The organism is Curtobacterium flaccumfaciens pv. betae (genome assembly GCF_026241855.1).
Lineage (GTDB): Bacteria > Actinomycetota > Actinomycetes > Actinomycetales > Microbacteriaceae > Curtobacterium > Curtobacterium flaccumfaciens.
In genome coordinates, this window is the sequence record NZ_JAPJDC010000001.1 from 770,402 (window position 1) to 788,860 (window position 18,459).

Consider the following 18,459-nt stretch of genomic DNA (forward strand, 5'->3'; position numbering starts at 1 on the left):
CAGGCCGTCGGGTGACCGGAGCGCGCGAGCGGTGGGCGGTCACGACATGCCGCTCAGGTTCGCCGGGGCGGCACGAAGTGTCGCCTGCGCGTCTGCTAACCGACGCTTTCTGCACCCCGGCGTGACGCACGTGGCGTGTCGCGCGACCAGGGCGAGGGGCGGGGCGGGCCGGCACCGGGCCTCCAGGTCGTCGGGTGACCGGAGCGCGCGAGCGGTGGGCGGTCACGACATGCCGCTCAGGTTCGCCGAGGTGGCACGAAGTGTCGCCTGCGCGCCCACGAACCGACGCGTTCTGCCACCTCGACGGCAGTCAGCGGGCGTGTCGCAGACCCACTCCCGGACGGTCAGCGCGCGTCGACCGTGACCGTGTGCCAGCCCGTCGCACCGTTGGGTGCCGGCGGCCGGTCCACGCTCGTCTGCACCTCGCCGTCCGCACTGGTCGCGCGCACCTCGATGCGGTGTGAGCCGGCGACCGGCGTCCACCGCACCACCCACTGTCGCCAGGTGTCCGCAGAGACCGAGTCGGCGAGTTCGGCGCGCTGCCAGTTGCCGTCTCCGACGCGGACCTCGACGGCCTTCACGCCCTTGTGCGGCTGCCACGCGACCCCGGCGATCGCGACCGGCTTGCCGGCGGTCACCGTCGACCCGTTCCGCGGGGTGTCGATGCGGGACTCGAGCTTGACCGGGCCACGCTCCGACCAGCCACGCGGTGTCCAGTAGCCCTGCGCGTCGGCGAACCGGGTGACCTCGAGCTCGGTGACCCACTTCGTCGCCGAGACGTACCCGAACAGGCCCGGCACGACCATCCGCACCGGGAACCCGTGCTCGGTCGGCAGGGGCTCGCCGTTCATCCCGACCGCGAGCAGCGCCGCGGTGCCGTCGTCCTGCAGCACGTCGAGCGGGGTGCCGGCGGAGAACCCGTCGATGCTCCGTGAGAGCACCATGTCGGCGTCGCCCGTCGGACGTGCCCGGGCGAGGAGCTTCCGGATGGGGTAGCCCAGCCAGCGTGCCGTGCCGATGAGGTCACCGCCGACCTCGTTCGACACGCAGCTCAGGGTGGCCACGTGCTCCTCGAGCGGCAGCGCGAGCAGCTCGTCCCACGTCAGCGTGATCTCCTGCTCGACCGCACCGTGGAGGCGGAGCGACCAGTCGGCGGGATCGACCTGCGGCACGCGCAGCGCCGTGTCGATCCTGTAGAAGTCGGCGTTGGGCGTGATGTAGGGGGTGATGCCGTCGACGTCGAGCGACGCACCCGCGGGGACCGCCGGTGCAGCGGTCGCCGCGGCGGGCAGCCGGATGGCCCGCCTGGCAGCAGCGGCCGCCTGCATCGCGGACGACCCCAGCCGGGAGGCGGTGCCCACCACGACCGCGACGGTCGCCGTCGCGACGCCCCAGACCAGGAACGTCCGGCGCTCCGTCGACGCGGGTCGCGGTGCCGCCGTCGGCACGGTCGCCGCGGCCTCCCACCGACGCAGCCGCTGGAGCAGCAGGCGCAGGACGACCACCGCTGCCGCGATGCCGAGGACCGTCGGGGCACCGTCGAGCGTCCCGCTGCCCGAGCGGGTGCTGACGGCCAGCAGCGCCAGCACACCTCCGGCGGCGAACACGAGGGCGCCGAAGGGTGGGCGCACGCGTTCGAGGACACCGGCACCGGCACTGATCGCGATGACGATCACCGTCATGAGCACGAACAGGGCGACCTTGTCCGCGGTGCCGAACACGGCGACCATGAAGTCCTTCGCACCCGGGGGAGCGAGGTCGATGACGGCGGACCCGACGGCGACCAGGGGGCTGCCCGCTCCGCCGAGCAGCAGCGCGCCGAACTCGGCGACACCGAGGAACGCGGCGGCGGCCACGACGCCGACGATCGCGGCGATCAGCGTCCAACGTCGGGTCGCAGGGCCGTCGGGCCCGCTCGGGCCGTCCGACGGACCCGCCGTCGATCGCCCGATCGGTTCGTCCGTCGTCTCGGTGGTCACCGCCCGAGCGTAGGTCTCCCGGCCGCTCGTGGGCTGTGTGTGCGGGCTTCCCCGCGCGTTCATCGGGTTCGGCCAGCAGGTGGCGCGCGGCTCGTGGGAGGATCGGACCGTGCTGCAGCGTCCGGATGGTGTCCCGCGGTCCGGTCGTGCCCGCGGTGCACAGCGGACACCGATGTCTCCGGCACGTCGACTCGCCACCCTGCGCTGGGTGATCGTCGCCGTCTGGCTGGTCCTCCTGATCACCCGGATCGTCGTCGTCTCGACGGCGCCGGGCGTCGACCTCTCCTGGTACGGCATCGTCGAGTTCGGCGCGATCGCCCTCGGCGTCGTGGTCATCGTGGTCGCCGTCGTGCGGACCGCGACGGCACGGCGGCGGCAGGCGGACGAAGCCCTCGCGCTCGCCATCCGGCGGATCGACCCGACGGTGTGGCTCGTGCCGGCGGCGCCGACACCGGAACTCCGTGGCATCGTCGACGAGGTCCGTCCGGACACCCACCTCGGTTCGCGCGTGACCTGGGCCTTCGGCGCCACCGAGGCCTCCCTGTGGGAACTCGACGAACGACGGGCGACCCGGCTGCTCGTGATCCGGTGGAGCCGTGTCGTGCACGTCGGACTCGAGGACGTGGCGGAGGGCTTGGACGGCTCGGGACGACTCGGCGGTGCAGCGGAGAACGGCGTCGCGGGGCGACCCGGCGGCTCGCCGCGACCTGGCGGTTCCGGTGGTGCTCGCCGCGCGTGTGCGGTGGCGATCCACCACGTGCGACCGGACGACACCCCCGCCGTGGCGACCTTCTTCGTCCGGACGGCCCCGGGTTCGCGTCGGCTGCTCGGACGCGGTCCGCGGCTGGACCGACTCGTCGCCGACCTGGCACGGGAACGCATCGTCGCCTGACGCGGCGGAGGGCCCCGGGTTCAGCGAGGCCCTCCTGGCGATGCCCCGCACCGACCACGGTGGTCGGCAGGGGCGCGGCAGCGGTAGCGGGCGCGGTCGTCAGTGCGTGGACGGCTCCTGTTCGACCTCGCGGCGGTCGTCGTCGGACCACAGCGTGTGGAAGGTGCCGTCCTTGTCGATGCGCTGGTAGGTGTGTGCGCCGAAGAAGTCGCGCTGGCCCTGGATCAGCGACGCCGGCAGACGGTCGGACGCGAGCGAGTCGAAGTACGACAGCGCGGACGAGAAGCCCGGCGCGGGGACGCCCGACGCTGCCGCGATGCCGACGATGCGGCGCCAGGCGGCTTCGCCCTCGGCCACCGCGTTCGCGAAGTACGGGTCGACCAGCAGCGACTCGAGCTTCGGGTTCTCGGCGTACGCCTCGACGATGCGGTTCAGGAACTGGGCACGGATGATGCAGCCGCCCCGCCAGATCTTCGCGACGTTGCCGAGGTCGATGTCCCAGCCGTACTCCTTCGCCCCGGCGATGATGAGGTCGAACCCCTGTGCGTACGCGACGACCTTCGAAGCGTAGAGCGCCGCACGGACGTCGTCGGCGAAGGTGTCCGGCACCTCGGCGATCTGCGGACGGTTCTTGACCGACTGCTGCACGGCGGCACGCTGCGTCGGCTTCGACGACACCGCACGGGCGAACACGGCTTCACCGATGCCCGACACCGGGATGCCCAGACCCACGGCGTTCTGCACGGTCCAGACGCCGGTGCCCTTCGAGCCGGCCGCGTCACGGATGACGTCGACGAGCGGCTTGCCGGTGTCGGCGTCGCGCTGCTTGAGGACCTCGCCGGTGATCTCGATCAGGTAGGACTCGAGGTCGCCCTTGTTCCACTCGTCGAAGACCTGCACCAGGTCCTCCACCGAGAGTCCGCCGACGCGACGGAGCAGGTCGTACGACTCGGCGATGAGCTGCATGTCGGCGTACTCGATGCCGTTGTGCACCATCTTGACGAAGTGCCCGGCGCCGTCGGTGCCGATGTGGGTCACGCACGGTTCGCCTTCGGCCACCGCGGCGATCGACTTGAGGATCGGCCCGAGCGTCTCCCAGGCCTCCTTCGAGCCGCCCGGCATGATCGACGGGCCCTTGAGCGCGCCCTCTTCACCACCGGAGATGCCGGTGCCGACGAAGTTCAGCCCCTTCTCGCGCAGGTCGTGCTCACGTCGGATGGTGTCGTGGAAGTTCGCGTTGCCGCCGTCGACGATGATGTCGCCCGGTTCGAACCGTTCGGCGAGCTGCCCGATCACGGCGTCGGTGCCCTTGCCGGCCTGCACCATGATGATGGCGGTCCGGGGCTTCGACAGCGAGGCGACGAACCCGTCGATGTCCTCGGACGCGATGAACCCGGCGTCGCCGTGCTCCTGGAGCAGCTCCTCGGTGCGGGCGTACGTGCGGTTGTAGACCGCCACCGTGTTGCCTTCGCGCGATGCGAGGTTGCGGGCGAGGTTCGATCCCATCACTGCGAGTCCCACGACTCCGATGTTCGCCTGACCGTTGTTGTCTGCCACGGGGGCCTCCTTTGTCCTGACGTTGGCGCCCAACCTACGACCGGTGGTCTGGGACCGCACAGGTGTTCCGGGAACTGGGGACCAGAGTTCACCGGATCAATACTGTGGAGGGATGAGCGAGCTCGCTGTCCACCCGCCCGTCCTCGTGATGGGGGTCTCCGGCTCCGGCAAGTCCACCATCGGCCAGGCGCTCACCGACGCCCTGGTCGCGCAGGGTGAACCGTGCGTCTTCGTCGACGCCGATGACCTGCACCCGGCCGCCAACAAGGAGAAGATGCGGCAGGGCATCCCGCTCACCGACGAGGACCGCTGGCCGTGGATCGACGCCTGCGCCGAGCGGATCGCCGCGGTCGAATCGGGCGGCTCCCGGTGCGTGATGGCGAACTCGGCGCTCAAGCGCGCCTACCGGGACCGTCTGCGCGAGTCGGCGCCGGGTCTCGTCATCGCTTTCCTCGACGGGTCGCGCGACCTGATCGCCGAACGGCAGTCCCACCGCCAGCACGAGTACATGCCGACGACGCTGCTCGACTCGCAGTTCGCGACCCTCGAGCGGCCGCAGCACGACGAGGCCGCCGTCGCGGTGTCGATCGACGGATCGGTCGACGACACCGTGCAGGAGATCCTCGCCGCGCTCGCGGTCACCACCGACTGACGAGCGTCGACGACTTGCGACGGATCCTGGCGGTTCCTCCACAGGGCGCAGCACGGCCGTCGCCATCCCCAACCGATCCCCGGTCCCGTCTGCTTCGAGGCGGACGCTCGTACCGTCGTTCCATGACCACGATCACTGCAGCCCGTTCAGATACCACTCTTGGTACCATCGACCCCATGGCCATGACCCTCCGACTCGACGATGCCGAGGCAGCGGCGTTGCGCAAGCGTGCTGACCTCGAGGAGCGCTCGATGCAGGAAGTCGCCCGCGCCGCCATCCGCGAGTACGTCGAGCAGCACAGCCGCAGCGATCTGATCGACGGCGTCCTCGACCGAGAACTCCCGCGCTACGCAGAGGCGCTCGAACGACTCGGCAAGTGATCCACCTCACGACCGACGAGGCGTTGCACGTCGCTCGTCGGACCCTGGGGGCTGACTACGCGATCCGCGACGTCGGACTGCTCGAGGCGGCGGTCGCGCGACCCGCCGCGTCGGTGGGCGGGAACGATGCCTACCCGACGCTGGTCGAGAAGGCGGCGGCGCTCGTCCACTCCGCCGTCCGGAACCATGCCCTGGTCGACGGCAACAAGCGCCTCGGGCTGATGCTGCTCGTGGTCTTCCTCGGCGTGAACGGGGTCCGGCTCCACGCCTCGAACGATCAGGCGTACGACTTCATCGTCGCGATCGCCGAAGGGGAACTCGATGCCGTACCGGAGATCGCTGCGGCTCTGAGCTCGATGGTCTCGGACGCCTGAACGGCCGCTTGGACGGGGAACGGTCAGCGATCAGCGGCGCACCGCACTGATCGCCCCGTGCGGCCGGTGCCCCGGGTCCGTGCGGGTGTGGACGTCCACCACGTCGAAGCCCGCTTCGTCCAGCAGCGCCGCCAGGGACGCGACCGGCCAGCGGTAGGCGGTGACGACCGCGTGGTCGAAGGCTTCGACCGCGTCGCCCTCGAAGAACCCGAGCAGCAACCCACCGCCGGGGGTGAGCACCCGACGGAACTCGTCGAGTGGCCCACCGATCCGCGACGGTTCGTGGTGGATCACCGAGTACCAGCCCAGGACCCCGTCGACGCTGCCGTCCGCGAGCGGGAGCGCGTCGAGCGACCCGACCCGGAAGTCGACCGAGGCGCCGTGCGTCCGTCGTGCGTGCTCGACGAACTCCGGCGCCGCGTCGATGCCGCTGACCCGGTGCCCCTGCCGTGCGAGGTGCGCCGTCCAGTGACCGGGGCCGCACCCGGCGTCGACCAGGGCACCGCTCTGACCGGCTGCCCAGGCGTCGACGAGGGCTCGGTCGTCGGGGTGGACGGCGTCCATCGACCCGAGCAGCGCCGCGTACTCGTCGGCCCGAGCGCTGTACGCCGCCGTCACCCGCTCCGTCATGCGCCCGACCGTACCGCCGCAGCGCCGAACCGTGCGAGGTTCCGTGTTCCGTGCGACCCGGCAACCCTCGCACGGAGCACGGAACCTCGCACCACGCGGCAGCACCACGCCGCACCACCCGCGCCGCGCCGCCCCGCACCCGCCCGCGTCAGAGCTTGAACGTCGCCCGCGGGATGTCGGACACGATGCGCCGGGCGGTGCTGACGGCGTCCTCCTCGGAGATCTGGTGCGTGACCACGAGCGACGCCAGGTACGCCGCGTCCGTCCGCCGCGCCATGTCGTGCCGCGCGGGGATGGAGCAGTACGCGCGGGTGTCGTCGATGAACCCGGAGGTCTTGGTGAAGGACGCGGAGTCGGTGACGGCCGACCGGTATCGCCCGATGGCCGCCGGGGTGTCGATGAACCACCACGGCGCGCCCGCGTACACGGCGGGGTAGAAGCCCGCGAGCGGCCCGATCTCGCGCGAGAAGACCGTCTCGTCGACGGTGAAGAGCACCAGGTGAAAACCGGGAGCCGTGCCGAAGGACTCGAGCAGCGGCCGGAGCGGCTCGGTGAAGGACCCGACGGCCGGCAGGTCGTGCCCGGTGTCCGGCCCGAAGCGCTCGAGCGTCGGGGTGTGGTGGTTCCGGATCACGCCGGGGTGCAGTTGCATGACGAGGCCGTCCTCGACGCTCATCTCCGCCCAGCGGTAGAGCATGTCGTGCCGGTACGCCGTCGCCTCGGCCTCGGTGACCGACGACGCATCGCGCAGCGCCGCCGCATGGATGCGTTCCCGCTCGCTCGACGGCAGGGGAGCGGAGCCCGCGTCGAGCACCCCGGTGTCCGTGGCGGTCGCGCCGTGCTCGATGAAGTAGTGGCGACGTGCGCGGAGAGCCGCCAGCAGCCCCGCGTGGGTGCCCGTGTCGATGCCGGCGGCCTCGCCGATCGACGCGACCACGGGCCTCCAGTCCGACCGCGTCGGGTCGAACACGGCGTCCGCGCGGAACGTGGGGAGCACCCGGCCGGTGAAGCCGGGGTCCGCCGCGAGCTGCGCGTGCGCAGCGAGGTCGTCCGCCGGGCCGTCCGTGGTGGCGAGGACCTCGATGCCGAAGGCGTCGAAGAGCGCGCGCGGCCGGAAGGCGGGGGACGCCAGCAGGCCGGCGATGTGGTCGTACTGGTCGTCCGCGTTCGCGGCGGACGGCGCCTGCTCGAGCCCGAACACGTCGTGCAGCTCCGTCTCGAACCAGTAGCGCACGGGGGTCCCGAGGAAGTCGTCCCAGTGCTCCGCCAGCTGCCGCCAGACGGCGCGGCCTGGCGGCGTCGGCTCAGCGGCATCGCGCCAGCGATGCGCCGACGCCGCCGGGCGAGCCTGCGAGCCCGGGCGGGGCCCCGACAGGTCCGTGCGTCCCAGCGCGGCCAGGTCCACCCCGTTCGCGTGCAGCAGGCGGAGCACGTAGTGGTCGGGCGTGATGAGCAGCGATGCGGGGTCGCTGAACGGCTGGTCCGAGGCGATCAGCGCCGCGTCGACGTGCCCGTGCGGCGAGATGATCGGGGCGTCCTTGACCGCCTCGTACACGGTGCGTGCCACGGCTCGTGCTCCGGGGTCGGCGGGGAACAGCCGGTCGGGGTGCGGTGCGAGCCGGGTGGGGGTGCTGGTGCGGGTCATCATCAACTCCTTCGGGGGCGGCGAGTTCGCCGGTGGCGAGTGCGGGGGCTGCTCGTGCGGGATCAGTCGGTGCCGGTGCCGGTGCCGGTGCCGGTGCCGGTGCCGGTGCCGGCACGGGGTGCCGGTCCGGTCGACTCGCGCACGGTCAGGTGTGTGGGCAGGGCGACGGCACCGGACATGTGCTCCCCGGGCAGTTCGTCGGCGGGCAGCGCGCCGAGCCGTCCGAGCAGCATCCGGATCGCGACCCGGCCGGCACGTTCGATCGGCGAGGTCATCGTGGTGAGCGGCGGGTTGCAGAAGTCGGCGCCGAAGATGTCGTCGCAGCCCACGATGCTCATGTCCTCGGGGACGCGGACCCCGCGCTCCCGCAGTCGGGCGAGCATCCCGATGGCGATCAGGTCGTTGAAGGCGATGCACGCGGTCGCACCGGCGTGCACGGCGGCGTCGGCGGCCGCCGCGCCGGAGTCGACGAAGGGTGCGTGCGGCCCGACCCGGGCGACGCGGATCCCCAGGCGCTTGGCGACCTGCACGAGGGCGCGCCACCGACGCTCGTTCGACCACGAGCTGTCCGGCCCGGCGACGTACAGGATCTCCCGGTGTCCCAGTGACACCAGGTGCTGCACCGCCTGCTCCACCCCGCCGGGGGTGTCGATGAGCACCGAGGGCACGCCGGTGGGTCGGCGGTTCACGACGACCAGGGGGATCCGTTCGGCGAACCGTGCGATCTGCGCGTCGGACAGTCGTGACGCCGTGAGCACGACCCCGTCGGCCTTCGCCCCCACGGCGGTGAGTGCGGCCATCTCGGCGTCGGCGGACTCCTCGGTGTCGACGAGCAGCTGCGTCCAGCCGGCGCCGGCGAGCTGGTGCTGGGTGCCCCGGATGACGTCGAAGTAGAACGGGTTCGTGATGTCGGACACGAGCACGGCGACGGCGCGGGTGCGGCCCGAGGTCAGCGCCCGGGCCTGCGAGTTGGCGACGTAGCCGAGCTCGCGGGCTGCACGCTGGATGCGCTCCTGTGTGACGGGGTTGACCCGGTCGGGCAGGGACAGGGCGCGGGAGACGGTGGACGCGGCGACCCCGGTGGCGTCGGCGATGTCGCGGATGGTGACGCGACGCGCGGCCCCAGCGGCGGTGCCCGCGCCAGCGGCGGCGCCAACAGCGGCGCCGACGGCACCGCCCGTGCGCCCGCCGCCGTCCGTCGAGAGGTCCTTCACGAGGCCGAACGTATTCGCGTCTGGCAACAAGTGGCAACCGGTTGCCGCATGTTGCCATCGGCGGAACAGTGGTGCCACCGAGCAGCGCCGCTCGGAGGAGGTCTCGAGGAGGAAACCCCCGTGAAGACGCGAAGACTGCAAGTCCGCACCCTCGTCGGTGCCGTCGCCGTGGTCGCCCTCGCCGCACTGTCCCTGCAGGGATGTGCCGTGGTGAACGGCAGCGGCGACGACCCGAACACCCTCCGCGTGATGATGGGCGCGGACACCACCTACCCCAAGGAACGCAAGCAGTGGCAGCGGGAGACCGCCGCCGAGTTCAAGCGCACGACCGGTGCCGACATCCAGTGGGAGACCTACTCGTCCGCGCAGGAGGAGTTGACCGCGATCCAGACGAGCGTCATCTCCGGGCAGGGCCCCGACGTCTACGCGATCGGCACCACCTTCACCCCGACCGCGTACGCCACCGGTGCCTTCGTCGAGATGGGCCCGAAGGAGTGGGACGCGATCGGCGGCAAGGACCAGTTCGACCCCGCGTCGTTCGGCATCTCCGGTCCGAGTGCGTCGAAGCAGATCGGGATCCCGTTCGCCAGCCGTCCGTTCGTGATGGCGGTGAACAAGGACCTGCTCGCGAAGGCCGGCATCACCGACATGCCCACGACGTGGGACGAGCTGACCGCCGACGCGAAGGCCACCACGGGTGACGGACGCCACGGCATGGCGATCGCCTACGCCGACGGCTTCGACCCCTGGAAGTTCGTGTGGGGGATGGCCCAGAACGCCGGCAACACGATCGTCGACGGCTCGAAGGCCGAGATCGACAGCGAGGCCGTCGAGAACGCCTACCGCACCTACTTCGACTGGGTGACGAAGGACGGTGTCGTCGACCCGGCCGCGATCGGCTGGAACAACGCCCAGGCCCTCGCGCAGTTCACCGAGGGCAAGGCGGCGTTCTTCCCGATGACGACCACCACCGCCATCAACTCGTTCCAGGACACCGAGGTCGACGGCAAGTACGAGTTCGCGCTGCTGCCGACCGTCCCGCCGGGTGCGACGGAACGTCCGTCCGACGGCATCGAGGCCGCCAGCATCCTGTCCGGCGACAACTGGGTCGTCGCCGACTACGGCACCAAGCAGGAGCTGTCGTTCGCGTTCGTCAAGCAGCTCAGCGCGCCGAAGGCCCAGCTCGAGTACTACGACCTGTTCGGCAACCTGCCGACCAACGCGTCCGCCGCCGCCGACCTGGCGGCCGACAACCCGCAGCTCAAGCCGATCATCGACGCCGGCCGCCTGTCCAAGCCGACCGCGTTCACCGGTGCCTGGTCCGACATCCAGCTCGCCCTGGTCGACGTGGTCGTGCAGTCGATCCCGTCGCTGAAGTCCGGCGAGGTCACCGACGACCAGCTCCGCAAGCGACTGCAGGACGCCCAGAAGGACGCCCAGGCCACCCTCGACCGTCAGAAGAACGGAGGTCTGTGATGACCAGCACGCAGACCAGGCCCCGCACCGACGCGCCGCCGCCCCGGCCGGTCCGCCCCGCCGGCAAGACGCCCCTCTACAAACGGGAGCGTCCACTGTGGATGCTCCTGCCCGGCGGCGTCCTCATGCTCGCCGTCATCGTGGTGCCGCTCCTGGTGGGCTTCTGGATCGCGATGCTCGACCTCGACCAGTACACGCTCCGCCAGTGGTTCAGCGCCCCGTTCGTCGGGTTCGCCAACTTCACCGAGGCGTTCACGAACTCGCCGCTGCTGCACTCCATCTGGATCTCGGTGTCGCTGTCGGTGCTCGTCACGGCCGTGACCGTGCCGATCGGGGTCGCCGCCGCGATCTCGACCCAGAACCGGTTCCCCGGTCGCGGGCTCGTCCGCTCGATCTACCTGATCCCGTACGTGCTCCCCGCGTTCGTCGTCGGCACGTTCTTCCGCACGATGCTCCAGCCGCAGGGCGTCGTGAACTCGATCCTGCACACCGACGTGCTGTGGCTGAACGGCTCGGCGTCGTACTGGGCGCTCGCCGGGGTGATGATCTGGACGAGCTGGCCCTTCGTCTACCTGCTGTCCCTGGCCGGGCTGCAGGCCGTGGACAACGAGGTGCACGAGGCCGCCGCGCTCGACGGGGTGACCTGGTGGGCGAAGCTGCGGTACATCATCTTCCCGTACCTGCGCGGACCCCTCAGCCTCGCGGTGATCATCTCGATCCTGCACAACATCAACAACTTCACGCTGCCGTTCGTGCTGTTCGGCATCCCGCTGCCGTCCAGCGTCGAGGTGATGCCCGTCCTGACGTACATCGCGAGCTTCCAGTCGTTCCGCTTCGGCCTGTCCGCGGCGATGGCGATCTGCTCGCTCGTGATCGTCGCGATCCCGCTGTTCGTCTACCTGCGGGCGGTCAAGCTCGACACCGGCGACGACGCCGGCCCCAACCGGAAGCAGCGTCGCGCCGACCGCGCCACGCTCGCCGCCGCCCCGACCGCCGCCGACATCGACGGAGCACGCGCATGACCACCCCGAGCACGTCCTTCAGCACCCGCACCCGCCCCACCGCGACGCTCACCGAGAGCATCACGACCGGCAACGGCGGGCGACGGAACAAGCGCCCGTACGACACCGACGTCACCCGGCTGCTGCCGCGCTGGCTGCTCGTCACCGTCATCGCGGTGATCATCGCGTTCATCGCCGTCCCCGTGCTCTACATCCTGTTCGGCTCGGTCAACTCCGACGTCGCCGTCGCCCGTGGCGAGTACTTCCCGTCGGAGTTCACGCTGTCGAACTACGTCGAGATCTGGTCCACCGTCGCCCTCGGCGAGGGACTGGTGAACTCGATGCTCACCGCCGGTGCCGTCGCCGTCGCGAGTGCCGCGCTCGCCGTGTCCACGGCCTACGTGCTCGTCCGGTTCCGGTTCCTCGGGCGGCTGACCATCCTGCGTGGGCTCCTCGCCCTGCAGTCGATCCCGGGCACGCTCCTGCTCCTGCCGGTCTTCGTGGTGTTCTCGAACATCGCCAGCGCCACCGGCGTGCAGATCATCGGCACCCGCTGGGGCCTGTTCGTCACCTACCTGACCTTCGCCCTGCCGTTCTCGACGTGGGTGATGGTCACCTACCTGCGCGGCCTGCCGAAGGAACTCGAGGAAGCGGCGCGCATCGACGGTGCCAGCTCGACGAAGATCCTGACGAAGATCGTGCTCCCGCTGTCGTGGCCGGGCATCGTCGTGTCCGCGATCTTCGCCTTCCTGCTCGGCTGGAACGACGTCCTGTTCTCCACGATCATGACGACCCCGAACACCCGGACGGTCGCCGTGGTCCTGCAGGTGCTCGGCACCACCCAAGAGGGCGGCGCGGTCCCGATCTACGGCCAGATGATGGCCGCCTCGATCGTCTGCGCGGTCCCCGTCGTCGCCCTGTACCTGATCTTCCAGCGCTACCTGGTCGGCGGGCTCACCGCCGGCTCCGTCAAGTAGGCCGCAACCCAGAACCGGACTGGAGGCCCGTGGCGGCCCCGCCACGCGCCTCCCGTCCGAACGAAAGGACACCATGACCGACCAGCCCAGTTGGGAACTCTCCGGTTTCGGCGACGAGATCGACGCCGACCCGGTCGTCCAGGTCGCGGTCCTCCAGGCGCTCGGCGCGAGCGCCATCGAGGTCCGCAGCGCCTGGGGCGTCAACGTCGTCGACCTCGACGAGGACCAGCTCGCCGGCCTCCACCGGCTGCTCGACGAGCGCGGGCAGACCGTGTCCGCGATCGCCTCGCCGATCGGCAAGGTGCCCGTCGACGAACCCGTCGAGCACGAGGTGTCACGGCTCGCCCGTGCGATCCGTGCCGCGCACGCCCTCGGCACGACGAACATCCGGGTCTTCTCGTTCTGGTTCGAGGGCCGCACGCCCGACGACGTCCGCGACGACGTCCTCGTCCGGATGCGGGCGCTGGCCGACCTCGCCGAGCGCGAAGGCGTGACCCTGCTGCACGAGAACGAGAAGGACATCTACGGCGATGTCCCCGCGCGCGTGCTCGACGTCGTCGAGAGCGTCGGTTCGTCCGCGCTCCGCCTGGCCTGGGACAACGCGAACTACGTGCAGTGCGGCGTCCGGCCCTTCACCGACGGCTGGGAGCAGCTCGCCCCGTACGTCGACTACCTGCAGGTCAAGGACGCCCTCGCCGCCGACTCGTCGGTGGTGCCAGCGGGCGAGGGCGACGGCGAACTCGTCGAGACCCTCACCGCGCTCCGCGACGCCGGCTACTCCGGGTACGCCTCGCTCGAGCCGCACCTCAGCGACTTCACCTCCCTCGGCGGGTTCTCCGGCCCCGCGGCCTTCGGCCGTGCCGGCCGGGCCTTCCGCACCCTCACCGACCAGATCGGAGTCACCCTGCGATGACCGAACCCACCAACCCGCTCCGCCTGGCCGTCGTCGGCGCCGGTGTCATCGGACGCCACCACGCCACCGTCGCGGTGCACCACCCCGACCTGCAGGTCGTCGCCCTCGTCGACGCCGTGCCCGAAGCCGCCACGAGCGCGGCGGACGCGGTACAGGAGCTGGGGGCCGCCCGCCCGATCACGACCTCCACCATCGAGGAAGCGATCGAACAGACCGACATCGACGTCGTCGCGATCTGCTCGCCGTCCGGCATGCACGTGCAGCTCGCCGAGGCCGCCCTGGCCGCCGGCAAGCACGTCGTCATCGAGAAGCCGCTCGACACCACGATGCCCCGGGCACGGCAGATCGCGGCGCTCGCCGCAGCCGCTCGTGACCGCGGACTCGTCACCAGCGTCATCAGCCAGCACCGCTTCGACCCGGCGTCGGCAGCCGTCGCCCGGGCCGCGCACGACGGCGGGTTCGGCACCGTGACCTCGGGGCTCGCGAGCGTCGCGTGGTACCGGTCGCAGGGGTACTACGACTCCGGTGACTGGCGCGGCACCTGGGCGCTCGACGGCGGCGGCGCGGTGATGAACCAGGGCGTGCACACCGTCGACCTGCTCGTCTGGGCGCTCGGTCGTCCGGTCGAGATCTCGGCCCAGACGGGGCTCCTCGCCCACGACCGCATCGAGGTCGAGGACACCGCCGTCGCCACCGTCCGGTTCGACGGCGGGGCGCTCGGGGTCGTCCACTGCACGACCGCGGCGTACCCGGGGCTCTCCGCCCGGTACGCCGTGTACGGCACGCACGGTTCCGCCATCGTCGACGACGACCGGCTCGCGTACTTCCACATCGCCCCGGACACCGCCACGCTCGAGTCCGCGTCCACCACGTCGAACGCCACCGCGGTCGCCGGCGCGGTCGACCAGAAGGACCAGATCGTCCCGCCCGAGCACGTCGTCGGCGGCCCGGCTGAACCCGACCACTTCGCCGCGGGCCACGCTCGGCAGTACACGGACATCGTCGACGCGATCCGGCAGGGACGCGAACCGGGTGTCACCGTCGACGCGGCCCTCGTGTCGCTCGCCACCGTCCGCGGGCTCTACGTCAGTGCGACGCTCGGGCACCCCGTGCGCATCGACGACGTGATCGACGGGAAGTACGACGACGTGGTGCCGGTCGTCGGCACGCCCGCCACCACCAGCGCGACCGAAGGAGCCACCCGATGAAGTTCTCCGTGTTCACCGCCTCCACCCCCGACTGGACCCCGTCCGAAGCCGCCGAGACCCTGGCCGCACAGGGCTGGGACGGCATCGAGTGGCGCATCGTCGACGACCGCCCGGCCGACGGTGCCGAGGTCCCCGCCGAGCGGTCGTTCTGGGCGGGCAACAACTCGACGTGGCAGTACACCGGCATCCGCGACCGGGTCGGCGAGATCGCCCGGGTCACCGACGCCGCCGGGCTCGAGTACTCGGGCATCGGCGGCTACCAGCCGGCCGCAGACCACGACGGCGTCGAGACGATGCTGCGCGTGACCAGCGAACTGGGTGCCCGGCAGGTCCGCGTCACGATGCCGAACTACCGGGCCGAGAAGGAACGCACCGGCGAGACCTACCCCGAGCTCTTCGACCGCACCCGCACCGACCTCGAGTGGGCGGCGGACCGCGCGGCCGAACTCGGCGTCAAGGTGTTGGTCGAGCTGCACCACATGACGATCACACCGTCGGCCTCCGCCGCACTGCGGCTGATCGACGGTCTCGACCCCGCACACGTCGGCGTCATCCACGACCTCGGCAACCTCGTGATCGAGGGTGACGAGGACCACCTCGCCGCGTTCGAACTGCTCGGGCCGTACCTGGCACACGCCCACGTGAAGAACGCCCGCTGGGTCGACACCGGCGACACCCGGGCCGACGGCAGTTCGATCTGGCAGCACGAGTGGGCACCCCTGCGCACCGGCCAGGCGTCGGTGTCCGAGTACCTCGACGCGCTCCGCCAGGTCGGGTACGACGGGTGGGTCACCATCGAGGACTTCTCCACCGACCTCCCGCTCGAGACCCGCACCGCCGACAACCTGGCGTACCTCCGCTCCCTCGTTCCGGTGTCGGCATGACCGACCGGCGTCCGGGCATCGTCCATGTGGGGGTGGGTGCGTTCGCTCGCGCCCACCTCGCCTGGTACACCGCCCACACCACGGGGGAGCCGTGGGGCATCACCGCCTTCACCGGCCGCTCGCCCGCGGCCGCGGACGCGTTGGCCGCGCAGGACTGCCGGTACACGCTGGTCACGCGAGCCGCGTCCGGCGACGGAGCCGAGGTGGTCGACACGATCGTGGCCGCCCACCCGGGCAGCGACGACACGGCCTGGAGGCACGTGGTCGCGTCCCCCGAGACGACCATCGTCACGCTGACGGTCACCGAGCAGGGCTACCGGCCCGGTTCCGACGTGACGGCGCGGTTGGTCGCGGGGCTCGACGCCCGCCGTGCCGCCGGCTCCGGGCACATCGCGCTGGTCAGTCTCGACAACCTGACGCACAACGGGGCGGTCCTCCGCGGTGCCGTGCTCGACGCCGTCACCGACGACGACCTGCGCGACTGGATCGAGGCAAACGTCGCGTTCCCGAGCTCGATGGTCGACCGGATCACCCCCGCGACCACCGACGCCGACATCGCGCACCTGTCGGAACTGCCGGGTGCGCTCGCCGGAGACCGGGTCCCCGTCGTCACCGAGCCGTTCGCCGAGTGGGTGCTCGAGGACGCCTTCGCGGGCATCGACCGGCCCGCGTGGCAGACGGCCGGCGTCCGGATCGTCGACGACGTCACCCCGTACGAGCAGCGGAAGCTCTGGCTGCTGAACGGCTCGCACTCGCTCCTCGCCTACCTGGGGTTGCAGCTCGGCCACGACACCGTGGCCGAGGCGATGGACGACCCGGTCTGCCGCACCGCCGTCGAGCAGCTCTGGGACGAAGCCGCGCTCGAGCTCCCGCTGCCCGAGGCCGAGGTCACCGACGCCCGCGCAGCCCTGGTCGAGCGGTTCGCCAACCCGCGCATCCGGCACACGCTGCGGCAGATCGCGTCCGGCGGCTCGCAGAAGCTGCCCGTCCGTGTCGTCGACGTCGTGCGGCACCGGCTCGCCCGCGACCCCTCGGCCGGCATCGGCACCGGAGCGGCCACCGCCCTCGCCGCGTGGTGGCTGCACGTCACCGAGCAGTCCGACCTGGTGGACGACCCCGGTGCCCCCGGGCCAGACTCGGACGTGCACGACGTCCTGGCCGTCGTCGCGCCCGAACTCGACACCACCCCCGTGGTCGCCGTCGTGACGGCGGCGGCCGACCGCATCCGCACCGCCGCGGCACGCGCCCGCGAACGCTCCAACGGAGGAGTCCACGCATGACCGACACGAACACCACGAACCCCGCGGCCCCGGTCCCCGGCGCCGCCGACAGCGGGCCGGCCGAGACCACCGCCGGCCGTCCGGACACCTGGGCCTCGGCGGACCGCGGCCAGCTGATCGATCGGGCCGAGGTCATCGTGACCAGCCCGAACCGGAACTTCGTGACGCTCAAGCTCACCACGGCCGACGGCGTCACCGGACTCGGCGACGCCACCCTGAACGGCCGTGAGCTCGCGGTCTCCGCCTACCTGTCCGAGCACGTCGTCCCGCTGCTCGTCGGCCGTGACGCCAGCCGCATCGAGGACGCCTGGCAGTTCCTGTACCGGTCGTCGTACTGGCGCCGTGGTCCGGTCACCATGGCCGCGATCGCCGCCGTCGACATGGCCCTCTGGGACATCAAGGCGAAGGTCGCCGGGATGCCGCTGTACCAGCTGCTCGGCGGGGCATCGCGCACCGGGCTCATGGCGTACGGCCACGCCTCGGGCAAGGAGCTGCCCGAGCTGTTCGACTCCATCCGCGAACACCAGGAAGAGGGCTACCGCTCGATCCGGGTGCAGACCGGTGTCCCCGGCCTCGAGTCCATCTACGGCATCGCGTCGAACAGGACCACCGAGGGCAACGCCGGCGTCCGCTACGACTTCGAGCCCGCCCAGCGCGGTGCGTACCCGGCGATGGAGGACTGGGACACCCGCGCCTACCTGCGCCACGTGCCCACCGTGTTCGAGGCCGTCCGCAACGAGTTCGGTCCCGAACTGCCGCTGCTGCACGACGGCCACCACCGGATGACCCCGCTGCAGGCCGCCAAGCTCGGCAAGTCGCTCGAGCCCTACGACCTGTTCTGGCTCGAGGACTGCACCCCCGCCGAGAACCAGGAGGCCCTGAAGCTCGTCCGGCAGCACACCACGACGCCGCTGGCGATCGGCGAGGTCTTCAACACCATCTGGGACTTCAAGGACATCATCCGCGACCAGCTCATCGACTACGTCCGCGGTGCCGTCACGCACATGGGCGGCGTCACCCCGCTCAAGAAGACGATGGAGTACGCGGCGCTGTACCAGGTCAGGTCCGGGTTCCACGGACCGACCGACATCTCCCCGGTGGGGCTCGCCGCGCAGATGCACCTCGGGCTCGCGATCCACAACTTCGGCATCCAGGAGTACATGCAGCACGGGCCGCAGACCAACCGGGTGTTCCACCAGACCTTCACGTTCACCGACGGCTACCTGCACCCGGGTGACGAGCCGGGCCTCGGGGTCAGTCTCGACGTCGACGAAGCCGGCAAGTACCCCTACGAGCAGGCGTACCTGCCGTTCAACCGCCTGGCCGACGGCACCGTCCACGACTGGTAGTCCCCGGCGCCGTGGCGGGCACGGTGTCGAGCGGGCACGGTGTTGAGC

The 18,459-nt window shown here is 71.3% G+C and carries 17 protein-coding genes; 12 read left to right on the forward strand and 5 right to left on the reverse strand.

Annotated features, from left to right (window positions below):
* Window positions 1–344: 344 nt before the first annotated feature.
* On the reverse strand, window positions 345–1,979 hold the full coding sequence (locus tag ORG17_RS03720; RefSeq protein WP_214526634.1) for a molybdopterin-dependent oxidoreductase: 1,635 nt from the start codon (window positions 1,977–1,979) through the stop codon (window positions 345–347).
* A 172-nt stretch (window positions 1,980–2,151) separates the two neighbouring features.
* On the opposite strand from ORG17_RS03720, the gene ORG17_RS03725 reads away from it, so the two are divergent.
* Entirely contained in the window at window positions 2,152–2,871 is a 720-nt protein-coding gene (locus tag ORG17_RS03725) for a hypothetical protein (protein ID WP_214526635.1), read from the forward strand.
* 99 nt (window positions 2,872–2,970) lie between these two features.
* Here the strand turns inward: ORG17_RS03725 and gndA are convergent, their stop codons facing one another.
* Window positions 2,971–4,428, reverse strand: coding sequence for an NADP-dependent phosphogluconate dehydrogenase (gene gndA, locus ORG17_RS03730; protein WP_027464472.1), 1,458 nt, complete (start codon window positions 4,426–4,428; stop codon window positions 2,971–2,973).
* A gap of 112 nt (window positions 4,429–4,540) precedes the next feature.
* Here gndA and ORG17_RS03735 point away from each other — a divergent pair, with 112 nt between their 5' ends.
* The 3 genes from ORG17_RS03735 to ORG17_RS03745 all read left to right on the forward strand — a co-directional run bounded on the left by ORG17_RS03735 (window position 4,541) and on the right by ORG17_RS03745 (window position 5,834).
* The gene (locus tag ORG17_RS03735; protein ID WP_214526636.1) at window positions 4,541–5,080 is read left to right on the forward strand and encodes a gluconokinase; all 540 of its coding nucleotides are present in this window, start codon (window positions 4,541–4,543) and stop codon (window positions 5,078–5,080) included.
* Between the two features lie 122 nt (window positions 5,081–5,202).
* A complete protein-coding gene (locus ORG17_RS03740) occupies window positions 5,203–5,460 on the forward strand; it encodes a ribbon-helix-helix protein, CopG family (protein WP_250892243.1) in 258 nt (85 codons plus the stop codon).
* The gene (locus ORG17_RS03745) at window positions 5,457–5,834 is read left to right on the forward strand and encodes a type II toxin-antitoxin system death-on-curing family toxin (protein WP_138802670.1); all 378 of its coding nucleotides are present in this window, start codon (window positions 5,457–5,459) and stop codon (window positions 5,832–5,834) included. The genes ORG17_RS03740 and ORG17_RS03745 overlap by 4 nt, the downstream gene beginning before the upstream one ends.
* A 30-nt stretch (window positions 5,835–5,864) precedes the next feature.
* On the opposite strand, the gene ORG17_RS03750 is transcribed toward ORG17_RS03745, so the two are convergent.
* The 3 genes from ORG17_RS03750 to ORG17_RS03760 all read right to left on the reverse strand — a co-directional run bounded on the left by ORG17_RS03750 (window position 5,865) and on the right by ORG17_RS03760 (window position 9,323).
* A complete protein-coding gene (locus ORG17_RS03750; protein WP_214526637.1) occupies window positions 5,865–6,464 on the reverse strand; it encodes a class I SAM-dependent methyltransferase in 600 nt (199 codons plus the stop codon).
* Window positions 6,465–6,612: 148 nt separating this feature from the next.
* Complete coding sequence (gene uxaC, locus ORG17_RS03755) at window positions 6,613–8,109, reverse strand: glucuronate isomerase (protein WP_214526638.1); 1,497 nt, start codon at window positions 8,107–8,109, stop codon at window positions 6,613–6,615.
* 62 nt (window positions 8,110–8,171) lie between these two features.
* Window positions 8,172–9,323 (reverse strand): LacI family DNA-binding transcriptional regulator, encoded by a 1,152-nt coding sequence (locus tag ORG17_RS03760; protein ID WP_301565270.1) that lies wholly within the window; start codon window positions 9,321–9,323, stop codon window positions 8,172–8,174.
* Between the two features lie 120 nt (window positions 9,324–9,443).
* On the opposite strand from ORG17_RS03760, the gene ORG17_RS03765 reads away from it, so the two are divergent.
* From ORG17_RS03765 to manD, 8 genes are all read left to right on the forward strand, one after another.
* Entirely contained in the window at window positions 9,444–10,799 is a 1,356-nt protein-coding gene (locus tag ORG17_RS03765) for an ABC transporter substrate-binding protein (RefSeq protein ID WP_214526639.1), read from the forward strand.
* The gene (locus tag ORG17_RS03770) at window positions 10,799–11,821 is read left to right on the forward strand and encodes a carbohydrate ABC transporter permease (protein ID WP_214526640.1); all 1,023 of its coding nucleotides are present in this window, start codon (window positions 10,799–10,801) and stop codon (window positions 11,819–11,821) included. The genes ORG17_RS03765 and ORG17_RS03770 overlap by 1 nt, the downstream gene beginning before the upstream one ends.
* Complete coding sequence (locus ORG17_RS03775) at window positions 11,818–12,777, forward strand: carbohydrate ABC transporter permease (RefSeq protein WP_027464480.1); 960 nt, start codon at window positions 11,818–11,820, stop codon at window positions 12,775–12,777. Before ORG17_RS03770 ends, ORG17_RS03775 begins: the two co-directional genes overlap by 4 nt.
* A gap of 73 nt (window positions 12,778–12,850) precedes the next feature.
* The gene (locus ORG17_RS03780; protein ID WP_214526641.1) at window positions 12,851–13,690 is read left to right on the forward strand and encodes a sugar phosphate isomerase/epimerase family protein; all 840 of its coding nucleotides are present in this window, start codon (window positions 12,851–12,853) and stop codon (window positions 13,688–13,690) included.
* Window positions 13,687–14,898 carry a Gfo/Idh/MocA family oxidoreductase gene (locus ORG17_RS03785; RefSeq protein ID WP_214526642.1) on the forward strand — a complete coding sequence of 404 codons (1,212 nt, stop codon included), beginning with the start codon at window positions 13,687–13,689 and terminating at the stop codon, window positions 14,896–14,898. Before ORG17_RS03780 ends, ORG17_RS03785 begins: the two co-directional genes overlap by 4 nt.
* Complete coding sequence (locus ORG17_RS03790) at window positions 14,895–15,782, forward strand: sugar phosphate isomerase/epimerase family protein (protein WP_176708282.1); 888 nt, start codon at window positions 14,895–14,897, stop codon at window positions 15,780–15,782. Before ORG17_RS03785 ends, ORG17_RS03790 begins: the two co-directional genes overlap by 4 nt.
* The gene (locus tag ORG17_RS03795; protein WP_214526643.1) at window positions 15,779–17,062 is read left to right on the forward strand and encodes a mannitol dehydrogenase family protein; all 1,284 of its coding nucleotides are present in this window, start codon (window positions 15,779–15,781) and stop codon (window positions 17,060–17,062) included. The genes ORG17_RS03790 and ORG17_RS03795 overlap by 4 nt, the downstream gene beginning before the upstream one ends.
* Entirely contained in the window at window positions 17,059–18,411 is a 1,353-nt protein-coding gene (gene manD, locus ORG17_RS03800; protein ID WP_250892244.1) for a D-mannonate dehydratase ManD, read from the forward strand. Before ORG17_RS03795 ends, manD begins: the two co-directional genes overlap by 4 nt.
* Window positions 18,412–18,459: the final 48 nt, after the last annotated feature.

What these genes read in the sequence shown, in the direction of transcription:
- ORG17_RS03725 (WP_214526635.1), top strand. Translation starts at nt 2,152, where the DNA reads ATGTCTCCGGCACGTCGACTCGCCACCCTGCGCTGGGTGATCGTCGCC.
- ORG17_RS03735 (WP_214526636.1), top strand. Translation starts at nt 4,541, where the DNA reads ATGAGCGAGCTCGCTGTCCACCCGCCCGTCCTCGTGATGGGGGTCTCC.
- ORG17_RS03740 (WP_250892243.1), top strand. Translation starts at nt 5,203, where the DNA reads ATGACCACGATCACTGCAGCCCGTTCAGATACCACTCTTGGTACCATC.
- ORG17_RS03750 (WP_214526637.1), bottom strand. Translation starts at nt 6,464, where the DNA reads ATGACGGAGCGGGTGACGGCGGCGTACAGCGCTCGGGCCGACGAGTAC.
- uxaC (WP_214526638.1), bottom strand. Translation starts at nt 8,109, where the DNA reads ATGACCCGCACCAGCACCCCCACCCGGCTCGCACCGCACCCCGACCGG.
- ORG17_RS03770 (WP_214526640.1), top strand. Translation starts at nt 10,799, where the DNA reads ATGACCAGCACGCAGACCAGGCCCCGCACCGACGCGCCGCCGCCCCGG.
- ORG17_RS03775 (WP_027464480.1), top strand. Translation starts at nt 11,818, where the DNA reads ATGACCACCCCGAGCACGTCCTTCAGCACCCGCACCCGCCCCACCGCG.
- ORG17_RS03780 (WP_214526641.1), top strand. Translation starts at nt 12,851, where the DNA reads ATGACCGACCAGCCCAGTTGGGAACTCTCCGGTTTCGGCGACGAGATC.
- ORG17_RS03785 (WP_214526642.1), top strand. Translation starts at nt 13,687, where the DNA reads ATGACCGAACCCACCAACCCGCTCCGCCTGGCCGTCGTCGGCGCCGGT.
- ORG17_RS03790 (WP_176708282.1), top strand. Translation starts at nt 14,895, where the DNA reads ATGAAGTTCTCCGTGTTCACCGCCTCCACCCCCGACTGGACCCCGTCC.
- ORG17_RS03795 (WP_214526643.1), top strand. Translation starts at nt 15,779, where the DNA reads ATGACCGACCGGCGTCCGGGCATCGTCCATGTGGGGGTGGGTGCGTTC.
- manD (WP_250892244.1), top strand. Translation starts at nt 17,059, where the DNA reads ATGACCGACACGAACACCACGAACCCCGCGGCCCCGGTCCCCGGCGCC.